The following is a 13,308-nucleotide window of genomic DNA, read 5'->3' on the forward strand; positions in this document are numbered from 1 at the left end:
GATGTCGGGACGGGCGCGGCGCCTGGGCGTGGCGCTGCTTGTCCTCGCCGCCGTCATGCTCCGCGCGGCCACGCCCGCGGGCTGGATGCCCAACCCTCAGGGTGCGACGGGCGCGCCGTTCGTGATCTGCACGGGGACCGGCAGCCAGCTGCTTGAGCTTGACGGGCAAGGCAAGCCCACCACGCCCGAATCCGGCAAGCATCGCGAACTCTGCGCGTTTGCCGGCCACCATTCGGCGCCCGCTCCAACGCCGGACCTGGACTCCGACCGGGTCACGTTCGTCAGCTTCACAGCACAGCCCGCGGCGCGCAGCGCGCCGCGGGCCGCCGCCATCCGCCATCGGGAACAATCCCCGAGAGCGCCCCCCACCACAGTCTGAGCCTGGCCGCGCGCGTCCCGCCAGTCGCCTATGCGCCGCTGGGCGGGATGCATCGACACTTCTCGGATCTCTGGAGCGCCCATGCGCAATCTCATTCTGCTGGCCTGCTCGGCGGGCCTCACGGCCACGCTCTGCGCCGGCTCCGCGACGGCCCACGCCGTGGCCGGCAACCGCTTCTTCCCGGCGACCCTCAAGACCGACGACCCTGGCGTCGCCGACGAGCTTTCGCTGCCGACGATCTCGTCATTCAAGACCGGAGACGACCCGATGCAGCGGCAACTGGATGTCTCCGGCGAATATTCAAAGCGGCTGACCCCCAAGCTTGGCATCTCGGTCGGCGAGACCTGGACGCAGCTCAAGACCAGCGGCCTCGGCAAGGCCCAGGGCTTCCAGAACCTGGAGGTCACGGTGAAGTACCAGGCGATCACCAGCGCCGAGCACGAGACCATCGTGGCGGTTGGCCTGAGCACGGAGTGGGCTGACACGGGCGCCGACAGGGTCGGCGCGGAACATCACTCGACGTTCACGCCGAGCGTCTATTTCGGGAAGGGTGGCGGCGACCTGCCGGACAGCCTGACCTGGGCGCGGCCGCTCGCCCTCACCGGCGTCGTCGGCTACGCGATTCCGGACCGGTTGCACGATGGCGCGGACCGCAATCCCAGCGTCCTGCACTCCGGCTTCGCGCTGGAATACAGCCTTCCCTATCTGGCCTCGCACGTGAAGGATTATGGCCTGCCCGATTTCCTGAACCACCTGACTCCCCTGGTGGAAGCCGACTTTGAAACCCCGGTCGCCCACGCCTCCGGCTCCCGGACGACCGGAACCATCAATCCCGGCGTCATCTGGGCGGGCCGCTACTACCAGCTGGGGGCCGAAGCGACCTTTCCCATCAACCACGACAGCGGCCGCGGCGTCGGCTTCGTCGTGCAACTGCACGTCTTCCTCGACGACCTGTTCCCCAGGTCGATCGGCAAGCCGGTCTGGTCTGGACAATGACCCGGGCCGCCCTCCTCCTCGTGACCGCCCTGGCTCTGGGCCCGACCCAGGCCGGCGCCCACGCACGGCTGCTGCACGCCTTGCCGAAGGTCGGAGCGACCGTCAGCCGCGCGCCGGCCGAACTGCGGCTGTGGTTCAGCGAGGCCATCGAGCCGGCGTTTTCCACCATCACCCTCTCGGGCGCCGACGGCCGCCCCGCGACGACCGGCCGCCTGTCCCTCGACCCGCAGGATCGCCGCGTGGCAATCGTGCCGATCCCGGTCGCCTTGCCGCCCGCCGCCTATCGCGTGCGCTGGCGGGTGACCTCGACCGACAGCCACCGGACGGAGGGCGACTTCACGTTCACGATCAAACCTTGAGACGATAGCGATGCGGCGGGAGCGCGGAGTGGGGAGGGCAAGCCCCAGGCGCTGAGTCGTGGGCGTGCGCCCTACCCCGGTGCGCTCGCGGCCACGTGCTCGGTCTGCAGCGGCGGGGCGAGCACCGCCACCGCCGCGAACATCACGGAGGTCAGGGCCAGGGCCGTCGCCGCGACCAGCGCCGGCCATAGCGGGTCGCGGCGCCGGGGCGTGCGCAGCAGCCCGCGGGCCCGCTCAATAGCGATAGGATCGAGGGTCGAGTCGCTGAACCGCATGGCCGCAGCATCCCGCTTGGCGCGCGGCGCGGCAACGCCTAGAGAAGCCACATGATCCTGGTGATCGATAACTACGACAGCTTTACCTACAACCTCGTCCACTACCTGAACGAGCTGGGGGCGGAGACGGTTGTCCATCGCAACGATGCGATCACCGTGGAAGACGCCCTGGGTCTGCGGCCCGAAGCCGTCCTGCTCTCGCCGGGACCTTGTACGCCGAATGAAGCCGGGATCTGCCTCGGACTGGTCAGCCGGGCTCCGGAATCCCTGCCGATCCTCGGCGTCTGCCTGGGCCATCAGGCGATCGGCCAGGCGTTTGGCGGCGCGATCGTCCGCGCCCGCGCGCTCATGCATGGGAAAACCAGTCAAATCCATCACACCGACACCGGTGTGTTCGCCGGGTTGAAGAACCCGTTCACAGGCACGCGATATCACTCGCTTTCGGTCGAAGCGGGCGATCTGCCGCAGGTGCTGGAGGTCAACGCTCGCACCGACGACGGCGAGATCATGGGATTCCGCCACCGCACCCGGCCAATCCACGGCGTCCAGTTCCACCCGGAATCCATCGCCACCGAGTGCGGCCACCAGCTGCTGGGCAACTTCCTGGACCTGGCCGGCGTGAAGCGGCTCGCCCAGGTCTGACGCACGCCACCCGATGTCCGATGCATTCAAGCCGCTGCTGACGCGCCTGGCCGATGGCGGGACGCTCTCCGAGGACGACGCCGGGGAGTTCTTCGCCGCCTGCCTGCGCGGCGAACCGACGCCGTCCCAGGTGGGCGCGGCGCTCACCGCCATGCGCATGCGCGGCGAGACCCTGGGCGAGATCGCCGCCTGCGCGCGGGCCATGCGCAAGGCGGCCATCCACCTGGACCCGCCCTACCCGACGCTCGACGTCTGCGGCACCGGCGGCGATGGCCTCCACACCCTGAACATCTCCACCGCCGTGGCCTTCGTGGCGGCCGGTGGCGGCCTGAAGGTCGCCAAACACGGCAACCGGGCGCTCTCCTCCAAGTCCGGCGGAGCCGACGTGCTCACGGAACTGGGCGTCGCCATCGACCCCGGGGCCGAGCGCCAGCTCCAGGCCCTGGACCGGGCCGGAATCTGCTTCCTGTATGCGCCGGCCCACCATGGCGCCATGCGCCACGTCTCGCCGATCCGCGCGGAGCTGGGGTTCCGGACGATCTTCAATCTGCTGGGCCCGCTGACCAATCCGGCCGGCGCCCAGCGGCAGATCGTCGGCGTGTTCGCCGAGCGCTGGGTCGCGCCCCTGGCCCGGGTGCTGGGCGCGCTGGGCTCCGAGCGGGCCTGGGTGGTCCACAGCGGCGGCATGGACGAGATGTCCACCACCGGCGAGACCAGCGTCGCCGAACTGCGCGAAGGCCAGGTGCGGCTGTTCACCGTCACCCCCGAGGCGGTCGGCCTGAAGCGCGCCGCTCTGGCGGACCTGACCGGCGGCTCGCCCGCCCAGAACGCCGCGGCGCTTCGGGTGCTGCTGCAGGGCCAGCCGGGCGCCTACCGCGACATCGTACTCCTGAACGCCGCCGCCGCCTTCCTGGTGGGCGAGAAGGTCGAGACCCTGCGCGAAGGCGTCGACCTGGCCGCCCAGGTCATCGACGACGGCCGCGCTCAGGCCGCGCTCGACCGGCTGGTGGAGATCGCCGGCCGATGACCGACATCCTGGAGCACATCGCGGCCTACAAGCGCCAGGAGGTGGCCGTCCGCAAGGCCGCCGCGCCGGTCGCCAACGACCGCGCCTCCGCCCCCCGCGGCTTCCGCGCCGCCCTGGACCGCGCCCATGCGCCCGGCCGCTTGGCCCTGATCGCCGAGATCAAGAAGGCCTCGCCCTCCAAGGGCCTGATCCGCGCGGACTTCGACCCGCCGGCCCTGGCGCGCGCCTACGCGGTCGGCGGCGCGGCGTGCCTCTCCGTGCTCACCGATGGCCCCAGCTTCCAGGGGGCCGACGCCTTCCTCACCGCCGCCCGCGAGGCCGTTGCCCTGCCCTGCCTTCGCAAGGAATTCCTCGTCGACCCCTGGCAGGTGGCCGAGAGTCGCGCCCTGGGCGCCGACGCCATCCTGGTGATCCTGGCGATGGTCGACGACACCCTGGCCGCCGAGTTGATGTCCGAGGCCCGGCGGCTCGGCATGGACGCCCTGGTCGAGGTCCACGACGCCGCGGAGATGGCCCGCGCCGGGCGCCTGGGCGCCGACCTCGTGGGCGTCAACAATCGCGACCTGCGGACCTTCGTCACCGACCTCGCCGCCACCGAGCGCCTCGCCGCCGCCGCGCCGCCCGGCGCCCTGCTGGTCACCGAGAGCGGCATCGCCACCCGGGCCGATGCCGCGCGCCTCGAGCGCTCCGGCGCCGCGGCCATGCTGGTGGGCGAGAGCCTGATGCGGCAGTCGGATGTCGCCCAGGCGACTCGCATCCTGCTCGACTGAGTCGCCGCCGCGCTCGGCACGCGGCTCCAACACATTGGATTCATGTATGTTTTGGCGCCAAACGCCTGTAACTTGACATTAATGCGGAACACCTAGAGAACATCGGCAAGCGTTTGCGCTTTGTTCTTCGAGGTTCCGAGATGCTCACCCGCAAGCAACATGAACTGCTGATGTTCATCCATGAACGGATCAAGGAAAGCGGCGTCTCGCCGTCCTTCGACGAGATGAAGGAGGCCCTGGACCTGGCGTCGAAGTCCGGCATCCACCGCCTGATCACCGCCCTGGAGGAACGCGGCTTTCTGCGTCGCCTGCCGCACCGCGCCCGGGCGCTGGAGGTGATCAAGCTGCCGGAACAGGCGACCGCCGCCGCCCCGCCGCGCGGCCGCGCGCCCTTCAAGCCGCAACTGGTCGACGGCGGGCCCACCCAGCCGGCCGCCGCCAACGACAGCCGCGACCTGCCGATCCTCGGCAAGATCGCCGCCGGCACGCCGATCGAGGCGATCCAGCAGGAACGCGACCGCATGCCGGTGCCGGAGAGCATCCTGGGGGCCGGCGAGCACTTCGTCCTGGAGATCGCCGGGGACTCGATGATCAACGCCGGCATCCTCGACGGCGACTTCGTGGTCATCAAGCGGACCGACAGCGCCGTCTCCGGCGACATCGTCGTGGCCCTCGTCAACGGCGAGGAGGCCACCCTGAAGCGCCTGCGCAAGAAGGGCGCCTCCATCGCGCTGGAGGCCGCCAACCCGGCCTATGAGACCCGCATCTTCGGCCCTGACCAGGTAGCCGTGCAAGGCAAGCTGGTGGGGCTCATCCGCCGCTATCACTAGCGCCCACGAACACGAAATCCACGATGAACACCCGCTCGCCGCGCCCGTGGCGGGCGGTTTTCATGAGCGCCGCCAGGGAGCCGAAGCCGCCTTCGCGCGCCACGGCTTCGGTCACGTCATCCAGGTCGACCTCCTGCAGCCGCGTGACCTCGATATGGCCGTCCAGCAGCGGGTAGCACCCGCCGACCTTCACCTGCGGCCGCTGCCAGATCCGCACGCTGGTGGCGATCTCGCCGGAGCGCACCCGGGCGCGCAGCGGCCTGGCGAACATCATCGCGGGTCGTAGCCCCAGGTCCACGGCCGGTGGCCGCGCAGGTCCTGCGCCCAGACGATCCGCCAGCCGGCGCCTTGCCGATAGAGCTCCGCCGAGCCGCCGGCCGCGAAGTCCACGCCCGTCAGCACCCTGGGCGCGGCGCAGCTCTCCGGCGGAAAGTCGTTGCGCAGGATCACCAGCTCCGCGCCGGCGCAGATCGCCGCCAGCCGCCCGTCCTTCAGCGGCCGCTTGAGGTTCCACGCCGCCGCCAGCCGGACCGGCGCGCCCGGCCCCGGCGCGCAGCTCCAGTGATCGCAGTCGAACCGGGCGTCGCGCGCCGCCTCGGTCTCCAGCGGCGTCAGGCCCCGCCGCCGCGCCCACAGCTCGGCGCCGAACAGCTTTACGTCCGGCCGTAGCAGGACGGCGTCCTTGCCCTCGCGCATGGCCACCGCGGCCCCGTCGGCGCTGACCCAGACGTCGGGCGTCGGCGGCCGCGGAACCCACAGGATGGTCAGGGCCAGCGGCAGGCCCACCCAGCGCAGCCGACCGCGCCACAGGCAGACGAACAGCAGCCCGAGGAAGCTCGCCGCCAGCGTCCAGTCGGGGCCGCTCGCCACCACCACCTGGGACATCGGCGCGGCTGCCGCCCAGGCCGCCACCTGGTTGATCAGTCCGATCGACCAGCCGGCCAGCTCCAGCGGCGCCTTGCCCAGCCCGAACGGGGTCAGCGCCGCGCCCACGGCCAGGCCCGGCATCATCAGGAAGGACGAGATCGGCGCCGCGGCCAGGTTGGCGAACAGGCCCCAGGTGGAGACCCGGTTGAAATGCTGGATCGCGAACGGCCCGGTGGCGAGGCCCGCCACGAAGCTCACCGCCAGGCTGGCCGCCGTCCAGCCGACCCCGGCCTGGAACAGCCGGATCGGCAGCGGGACCTGGATCTCCTTGACCGCCCGCGGCCAGATCTCGGCCAGCGCCACCAGGGCCGCCGTCGCTGCGAACGACATCTGGAACCCCGGCTCGGTGACCGCCTCAGGCTGCAGCAACAGCACCACCATTGCGGCCAGGCCCAGGGCATGCAGGCTGATGGCCTGCCGGTCGGCCAGCACCGCCAGGAAGGCGATGGAGGCGGTGATCGCCGCGCGCTGCGCCGGCGGTGGCCAGCCCGACAGCACCAGGTAGCCCAGCACGGCGGCGAGGCCGAAGGCGGCCGCCAGCTTCTTGCCATGCACCCTGAGCGCCAGCCACGGCCACGCGGCCACTGCCAGCCGCGCCACGCCAAAGGCGAAACCGCCGACGATGGCCATGTGCAGGCCGCTGATCGAGATGATGTGCGCCAGCCCCGCCGCGCGCAGATTGTCCACCTGCTGCTTGGGGATGTAGGCCTCGTGGCCCGTGGTCATGGCCGCCGCCAGGCCGCCGGTTTCGGGCCCCAGGGCTTCGACGATCCGCTGGGTCAGCGCCCAGCGGACCGCATTGACCTTCATGTCCAGCGCCAGCCGCCACGGCGGCGGCGGCTCGGTGGCCACGGGTTCCGGCGGCTGCAGGGCGAGACCCACGCCGCCCACACTCTGAAAATAGGCGTCGCGGGCGAAGTCGTAGGAGCCGGGACTGGCCGGCGGTGGTGGCGGATTGACGATCGCCAGCACCCGCACCGCCTGGCCCGGCGCCGGCAGTGGCGTGCCGGGCCGCAGCGTGACCCGCATCCGGACCGGCGTCGCAGCCGGCGCCCAGTCGCCGACCCGGATCGGCGCCAGCAGCAGCCGCTGGCCGCCCTGCCCCGGTGGGGCGATATCGACCACCCAGGCCTCCACCGGCTGCGGCCGCGCCCCGGCCTGGGCCACCGGCGCCTTGACGCTCTCGGCGCGCAGCTTGGCGACCGCGAAGCCGCCCACCGCGCAGGCCGCCAGCACCAGGGCCATGGTCGTCGCCCGCCAGGCGCTCCAGCGGGTGGCGGCCAGCAGCGCCGCGGCGAGCGGCAACAGCGCCCAGGCGATCCACGCCTGCGGCTCGCGCGCCAGCGCGAAATAGGCTCCGCATCCGCAGCCGAACGCCACCGGCGTCCACAGCGTCCAGCGATCCGCCTGCGCCTCAGCCTGGTCGGAGGCCCAGGCCCCGATCCGCGCAAAACTAGGAAGCCTCGGAAGCCGCGTGCTAAGAGGCGCCGCCGCGGCCCCCGCTGCGGGCGCCCCAGCCCCTTCGAGCTCTCCCGTTCCAGTTATGTCAGACCGTCCCGTCCGCACCCGGATTGCCCCCTCGCCCACCGGCATGATGCACATTGGCACGGCCCGCACCGCGCTTTTCAACTGGCTTTATACACGTCACACGGGTGGTCAGTTCCTTTTGCGCGTCGAGGACACCGATCGCGAACGCTCCACCGAGGCGGCCGTGCAGGTGATCTTCGATGGCCTGGCGTGGCTGGGCCTGGAGTCGGACGAACCGCCGGTGTTCCAGTTCGCCCGCGCCGACCGCCACCGCGAGGCCGTGGACGACCTGCTCGCCCGGGGCCAGGCCTACCGCGACTACATGCTGCCGCAGGAACTGGAGGCCGAGCGCGAGCGCGCCCGCGCCGAGGGCCGCGTGGTCCGCTCCCCCTGGCGCGACGCCGACCCCGCGACCTGGCCCGCCCGCGGCTATGCGGTGCGCCTGAAGAGCCCGCTCGACGGCGAGACCGTCGTGGCCGACGCGGTCAAGGGCGACGTGACCTTCCAGAACGCCGGCCTGGACGACCTCATCCTGCTGCGCACCGACGGCAACCCGACCTACAACCTCGCCGTCGTCGTCGACGACCACGACATGGGCATCACCCACGTAATCCGCGGCGACGATCACCTGAACAACGCCGCCCGCCAGACCATCATCTACCGGGCCCTGGACTGGGAGGTCCCGGTCTGGGCCCACCTGCCGCTGATCCATGGGCCGGACGGCGCCAAGCTGTCTAAGCGCCACGGCGCCCAGGCGGTCGGCGAGTTCGACGACATGGGCTATCTGCCGGAGACCCTGCGCAACTACCTGGCCAAGCTGGGCTGGGGTCATGGCGACGACGAAATCTTCTCCGACGCCCAGGCCATCGAATGGTTCGACATCAGGGATGTGGTCAGCGCCGCCGCCCGTCTGGACTGGGCCAAGCTGAACCACCTCAACAACCACTACATCCGCCAGGCCGACCCGGCCCGCCTGGCCGCGCTGGTCGCAGCCATCCTGAAGAGCCGCGACGTCACGCTGCGCCAGGGCGACGAGACGCTGATCGCCCACACCGTCCCCTTCGTCCGCGATGGCGCCAAGACCACCCTGGAACTGGCCGACGCGGTCCTGTTCGTGCTCAAGACCCGGCCGCTTGAGCTGCCCGAAAAGACCCGGACCCAGCTCGACGCCGAGATGCTCGGCCGCATCGGGCGTCTGCGCACGGCCCTGGCCGACGTCGGCGAATGGGCCGTCCCGCCGCTGGAAATGGCCATGCGCGCCTTTGCGGACGCCGAAGGCATCGGCATGGGAAAGTTCGGACCGCAGTTGCGCGCCGTGCTCGCGGGCGGATCGCCCGCCCCCGACCTCGCCGGCGCCATGACCGCGCTCGGCCGCGACGAGAGCCTGGGCCGTATCGACGACGCGCTTTCGCTTGTCACCTAAAGGGGTATAAGCCGAAACGGGTGTTTCAATCGGTGGGTTCGAAGGGGGTCATATGAGCGACGATACGGCAAAATTTGAGATCAACGGCAAGACGGTCATCCTGCCGGTGCTCAAGGGCACCGACGGTCCGGACGTCGTGGACATCCGCAAGCTCTACGCGGAAGCCGACGTCTTCACCTACGACCCCAGCTTCACGTCTACCGCGTCCTGCGAGAGCAAGATCACCTTCATCGACGGCGACAAGGGCGTGCTGCTGCATCGCGGCTACCCGATCGCCGAACTGGCCGAGCAATCCAGCTTTCTGGAGGTCTGCTACCTGCTGCTGCACGGCGAGCTGCCGACCGCGCCGCAGTTCGCGCAATTCGAGCAGAACATTATCTACCACACGATGCTGCACGAGCAATTCGACAGATTTTTCCAAGGCTTCCGTCGGGATGCTCACCCGATGGCGATCATGACCGGCGCAGTCGGCGCACTGTCGGCCTTCTACCACGACAGCACCAACGTCAACGATCCGGAACAGCGGATGATCTCCGCGCACCGGATGATCGCCAAGATGCCGACCATCGCAGCCCGCGCGTTCAAGTATTTCCGCGGCCAGCCCTTCGTCTATCCGCGCAACGACCTCTCCTATGCTGAGAATTTCCTTCGCATGTGCTTCTCGGTCCCGGCCGAGGACTGGAAGCCGAACCCGGTCCTGACCAACGCCATGGACCGAATCTTCATCCTGCATGCCGACCATGAGCAGAACGCCTCGACCTCGACGGTGCGTCTGGCCGGCTCTTCGGGCGCCAACCCTTTCGCCTGCATCGCCGCCGGCATCGCTTCCCTCTGGGGCCCCAAACACGGCGGGGCCAACGAGGAATGCCTCAACATGCTGGCCGAGATCGGCACCGTCGATCGCATCCCCGAGTTCGTCCAGGGGGTGAAGGATCGTCGCTACATGCTGATGGGCTTCGGCCACCGCGTGTACAAGAACTATGACCCGCGCGCGACGGTCATGCAGAAGACCTGCCACGAGGTCCTGAAGGAGGTCGGGGCCGAGAACGACCCGCTGCTGCAGGTGGCCATCGAGCTGGAGAAGGTGGCGCTCAGCGACCCGTTCTTCATCGACCGCAAGCTCTATCCGAACGTCGACTTCTACTCGGGCATCACGCTCCGGGCGCTCGGCTTCCCGGCCGAGATGTTCACCGTCCTGTTCGCGCTTGCGCGCACGGTCGGCTGGATCGCTCAGTGGAAGGAAATGATCGAGGATCCCTCGCAGAAGATCGGCCGCCCGCGCCAGATCTACACCGGCGAGGGCCCGCGCACCTACGCGACCATCGACAAGCGCTAAGCGCGCTTCGCGACCAGTTCCAGGATTGCATCCGCGGCGGCTTCGTTTGGATCGGGGCCGCCGCGGCCCATTTTCAGCAGCGCCGCGTTCTGTCGTGCGATCTGGCGGCGGCGCAGGTCGGGGTCATCCAGGCGGAGCGCCACCTCGCGCGCCAAGGCCGGGCCGTTGCAGTCGTCCTGGATCATCTCCGGGGCCACGAAGTCCTGGGCGGCGATGTTGAACAGCGTCACCCACTTCGTGCGGATCAGCCGTTTCAGGATCGCGTGGGTCACCGGCGCGAGGCGATAGGCCACCACCATGGGGCAGCCGGCCAGCGCCAGTTCCGTCGTCACCGTGCCCGAGCAGGCCAGCGCCACCGTCGCCGCCGTCATGGCGGCGCGCTTGGCCGCCTCGCCCTCCACCACATGCGCCCGGTGCGGCCAGCCGGCGACGCGGGCCTTGACCAGCTCGGCCACCGTGGGCGCGGCGGGGACGACCACGTGCAGGCCGGGACGTTCGGGCTTCAGCCGGTTCACCGCATCCTCGAAGGCCGGCATCACCCGCTCGATCTCCACCGGCCGGCTGCCGGGCAGGACCAGCAGGATGGGATCGTCCGGTCCCGCGCCGATCTCGCGGCGCAGGCCCTCGGCGTCGGCGGCGGCGAAATCGATCGCCAGGGTCGCGTCGCCCACGAATAGGGTCTCCAGCCCCTCGCGGCGAAATGCCGGCGCGTCGAAGGCGTGGATGGTCAGCAGCAGGTCGAACCACCTGGCCGCGGTCTTCGCCCGGCCCGGCCGCGAGGCCCAGACCTGGGGCGCAACGTACTTCACGATCGGCAGCCGGGGGTCCAGCCGGCGCAGGCGGTGCGCCACGCGCAGGGTGAAGCCCCAGGAGTCGATCAGCACGGCCACGTCCGGCCGCTCGCGCGCCGCCACCGCCGCGGTCTGGTCGGCGCGACGCAGCACCTTGGCGTAGGCGAACAGGCCCTCGGTCAGCCCGAAGATCGAGAGGTCGGCGATGTCGAAGGGGCTCTCGACCCCCTCGGCGGCCAGCTTCTGGCCACCGACGCCCACGAAGCGGACACCCGCGCCCAGCCGGCGCTTCAGCGCCCGGGCCAGGCCCGCTCCACGATCGTCGCCCGAGGCCTCGGCCGCCACCAGCATCACGGTGAGCGGCCCCCCGCTCACGGCCCGCCCTGTTCCAGGCTTGCAGGCTCCACGCCCAGGATGAAGACGCCCAGTTCGTCCGCCAGGGCGATCACAGCCTCGCGGTCCAGCACCAGCAGCCGGCCCGCCTCGCCGACAATGCCCGCCAGACCAGCCCGCGCCACGCCCTGGACGGTGGCCAGGCCGATGGTCGGCAGGTCCACACGCGTCTCCTGGATCGGCTTGGGCGCCTTGCCCAGCACGCCGGCGCCCGCGCCCGGCCGGCCCTTCAGGTGCCCTGGCAGGTCGGCCACGCGCGCCAGCATGGCGTCGGTCCCCTCCTGGGCCTCCACCGCCAGCACCAGCCCGCCCGAGACCACCGCCGCCTGACCTACGTCGAGCCGCCCGATGGCCCGCGCCACCTCCAGCGCCCGGGTGGCGTCGGCCAGTTCGTCGGTCGTCGGCGCGAGCTTGCCCAGCGGCCCGGCCGGCAGGGTCAGGTCATCCATGACCTGGTGCGCGCCCTCGACCTCGAAGCCTTCCTTCTCGAACTCGCCGACCAGCAGACGCAAGAGAGCGTCGTCGCCCTTCCGTGCGCTGGCGATCACCTTCGGCAACAGCATCAGGCCGCGCAGGTCCGGCACCAGGCTGGCGAAGTCGGGGCGCGACACCTGCCCGGCGAGGCAGATCGAGCGGCAGCCGGCGCGCTTCAGCGCTTTCAGGCACTTGCCGATCTCCGCCAGCCCGACCTCGGCGCCGGCATAGTCGGCCAGGCCGCTGCCGGCGAAGCCCTTCAGCCGGATCACGAACAGCGGACGGCCCGAGCGTTCGCAATGCTGGGCGATCTCCAACGGCAGACCGCCGCCGCCGGCGATCAGGCCCAGCTTGTTCATCAGACCTCGCGGTCCGGCAGGCAGAGCGGCCGGCTGGCGTCGGCGCGGATGAAATCGATGATCTCCATCACCGGAGCGCACTGGCCGAAGGCGGTGGCGGTGTCGTCGATCCGCTCCTGGAACGTTCCCTCCTCGGCGAACAGCAGCCGGTAGGCCGAGCGCAGTTCGCTGATCGTCTCGCGGCCGAAATCGCGTCGCTTCAGCCCCACCAGGTTCAGGCCTTCGAGGTGGGCGTGGTTGCCCCACACCAGGCCATAGGGGATGACGTCCTTGGTCACCGCCGCCAGGCCGCCGATGAAGGCGTAGCGGCCCACGCGGCAGAACTGGTGCACCGCCGCCAGCCCACTCACCGTCACGAAGTCGCCGACATGCACGTGACCGCCCAGGGTGGCGGAGTGGGCCAGGACCACATTATCGCCGACCACGCAGTCGTGACCCACGTGGCTGGTCGCCATGTAGAAGCCGTCGTTGCCCACCCGCGTGAAGCCGTCGCCGCCGGGCGCGGCGATGTGCATGGTCACGTGCTCCCAGATCTTGTTGCGGTCGCCGATGACAAGCTCGGTCGGCTCGCCCTTGTAGCCGGTGTGGTGCGGCGGCCCGCCCAGGTTCGAGAAATTGCGGACCGAACAGTCCTCGCCGATCGTGGTGCGGTTCTCGACGACCACATGCGCCAGGATCTGGGTGCGAGCGCCCACCTTCACGTGCTCGCCGAGGATCGAATAGGGGCCGACGCTGACGCCGTCGGCCAGTTCCGCCCCCTTGGCGACCAGGGCGGTCGGGTGGATATCGACGCTCAAGGC

At 70.5% G+C, this 13,308-nt stretch carries 15 protein-coding genes; 9 read left to right on the forward strand and 6 right to left on the reverse strand.

The window, feature by feature from the left end; translation table 11 throughout:
- Positions 1-28 precede the first annotated feature (28 nt).
- The 3 genes from Q0R13_RS19015 (at position 29) to Q0R13_RS19025 (ending at position 1,734) form a co-directional block, all read left to right on the forward strand.
- Complete coding sequence (locus Q0R13_RS19015; RefSeq protein ID WP_293906906.1) at positions 29-379, forward strand: DUF2946 family protein; 351 nt, start codon at positions 29-31, stop codon at positions 377-379.
- Positions 380-460: 81 nt separating this feature from the next.
- Positions 461-1,375, forward strand: a complete 915-nt coding sequence (locus Q0R13_RS19020; RefSeq protein ID WP_293906908.1) for a hypothetical protein — start codon at positions 461-463, stop codon at positions 1,373-1,375.
- 20 nt (positions 1,376-1,395) lie between these two features.
- Positions 1,396-1,734 carry a copper resistance protein CopC gene (locus tag Q0R13_RS19025; protein ID WP_293906910.1) on the forward strand — a complete coding sequence of 113 codons (339 nt, stop codon included), beginning with the start codon at positions 1,396-1,398 and terminating at the stop codon, positions 1,732-1,734.
- Between the two features lie 71 nt (positions 1,735-1,805).
- On the opposite strand, the gene Q0R13_RS19030 is transcribed toward Q0R13_RS19025, so the two are convergent.
- Positions 1,806-2,009 (reverse strand): hypothetical protein, encoded by a 204-nt coding sequence (locus tag Q0R13_RS19030; protein ID WP_293906912.1) that lies wholly within the window; start codon positions 2,007-2,009, stop codon positions 1,806-1,808.
- A gap of 51 nt (positions 2,010-2,060) precedes the next feature.
- Between Q0R13_RS19030 and Q0R13_RS19035 the strand changes: the two genes are divergently transcribed.
- The 4 genes from Q0R13_RS19035 to lexA all read left to right on the forward strand — a co-directional run bounded on the left by Q0R13_RS19035 (position 2,061) and on the right by lexA (position 5,278).
- Positions 2,061-2,651, forward strand: coding sequence for an aminodeoxychorismate/anthranilate synthase component II (locus tag Q0R13_RS19035; protein WP_293906914.1), 591 nt, complete (start codon positions 2,061-2,063; stop codon positions 2,649-2,651).
- A gap of 13 nt (positions 2,652-2,664) precedes the next feature.
- Entirely contained in the window at positions 2,665-3,678 is a 1,014-nt protein-coding gene (gene trpD / locus Q0R13_RS19040; protein ID WP_293906916.1) for an anthranilate phosphoribosyltransferase, read from the forward strand.
- Positions 3,675-4,448: an indole-3-glycerol phosphate synthase TrpC gene (gene trpC / locus Q0R13_RS19045; protein ID WP_293906918.1), complete on the forward strand. Its 774-nt coding sequence runs from the start codon at positions 3,675-3,677 to the stop codon at positions 4,446-4,448. Before trpD ends, trpC begins: the two co-directional genes overlap by 4 nt.
- Positions 4,449-4,588: 140 nt before the next feature.
- Complete coding sequence (lexA, locus tag Q0R13_RS19050; RefSeq protein ID WP_293906919.1) at positions 4,589-5,278, forward strand: transcriptional repressor LexA; 690 nt, start codon at positions 4,589-4,591, stop codon at positions 5,276-5,278.
- On the opposite strand, the gene Q0R13_RS19055 is transcribed toward lexA, so the two are convergent.
- Positions 5,259-5,552 (reverse strand): ASCH domain-containing protein, encoded by a 294-nt coding sequence (locus Q0R13_RS19055; RefSeq protein WP_293906920.1) that lies wholly within the window; start codon positions 5,550-5,552, stop codon positions 5,259-5,261. The genes lexA and Q0R13_RS19055 overlap by 20 nt on opposite strands.
- A complete protein-coding gene (locus Q0R13_RS19060) occupies positions 5,549-7,585 on the reverse strand; it encodes a ComEC/Rec2 family competence protein (RefSeq protein ID WP_293906922.1) in 2,037 nt (678 codons plus the stop codon). The genes Q0R13_RS19055 and Q0R13_RS19060 overlap by 4 nt, the downstream gene beginning before the upstream one ends.
- 163 nt (positions 7,586-7,748) lie before the next feature.
- On the opposite strand from Q0R13_RS19060, the gene gltX reads away from it, so the two are divergent.
- Positions 7,749-9,155: a glutamate--tRNA ligase gene (gene gltX, locus Q0R13_RS19065; protein WP_293906924.1), complete on the forward strand. Its 1,407-nt coding sequence runs from the start codon at positions 7,749-7,751 to the stop codon at positions 9,153-9,155.
- Positions 9,156-9,207: 52 nt separating this feature from the next.
- Positions 9,208-10,491 carry a citrate synthase gene (gene gltA, locus Q0R13_RS19070; RefSeq protein ID WP_293906926.1) on the forward strand — a complete coding sequence of 428 codons (1,284 nt, stop codon included), beginning with the start codon at positions 9,208-9,210 and terminating at the stop codon, positions 10,489-10,491.
- Here gltA and lpxB read toward each other — a convergent pair.
- The 3 genes from lpxB to lpxA are packed head-to-tail and all read right to left on the reverse strand — an operon-like array spanning position 10,488 to position 13,305.
- Complete coding sequence (gene lpxB, locus Q0R13_RS19075) at positions 10,488-11,633, reverse strand: lipid-A-disaccharide synthase (protein WP_293906988.1); 1,146 nt, start codon at positions 11,631-11,633, stop codon at positions 10,488-10,490. The genes gltA and lpxB overlap by 4 nt on opposite strands.
- A gap of 20 nt (positions 11,634-11,653) precedes the next feature.
- Entirely contained in the window at positions 11,654-12,508 is an 855-nt protein-coding gene (gene lpxI / locus Q0R13_RS19080; protein WP_293906928.1) for a UDP-2,3-diacylglucosamine diphosphatase LpxI, read from the reverse strand.
- Complete coding sequence (gene lpxA / locus Q0R13_RS19085) at positions 12,508-13,305, reverse strand: acyl-ACP--UDP-N-acetylglucosamine O-acyltransferase (RefSeq protein WP_293906930.1); 798 nt, start codon at positions 13,303-13,305, stop codon at positions 12,508-12,510. Before lpxA ends, lpxI begins: the two co-directional genes overlap by 1 nt.
- Between the last annotated feature and the right edge of the window lie 3 nt (positions 13,306-13,308).

This window comes from Phenylobacterium sp., from assembly GCF_025351295.1.
Taxonomy (GTDB): Bacteria; Pseudomonadota; Alphaproteobacteria; order Caulobacterales; family Caulobacteraceae; genus Phenylobacterium.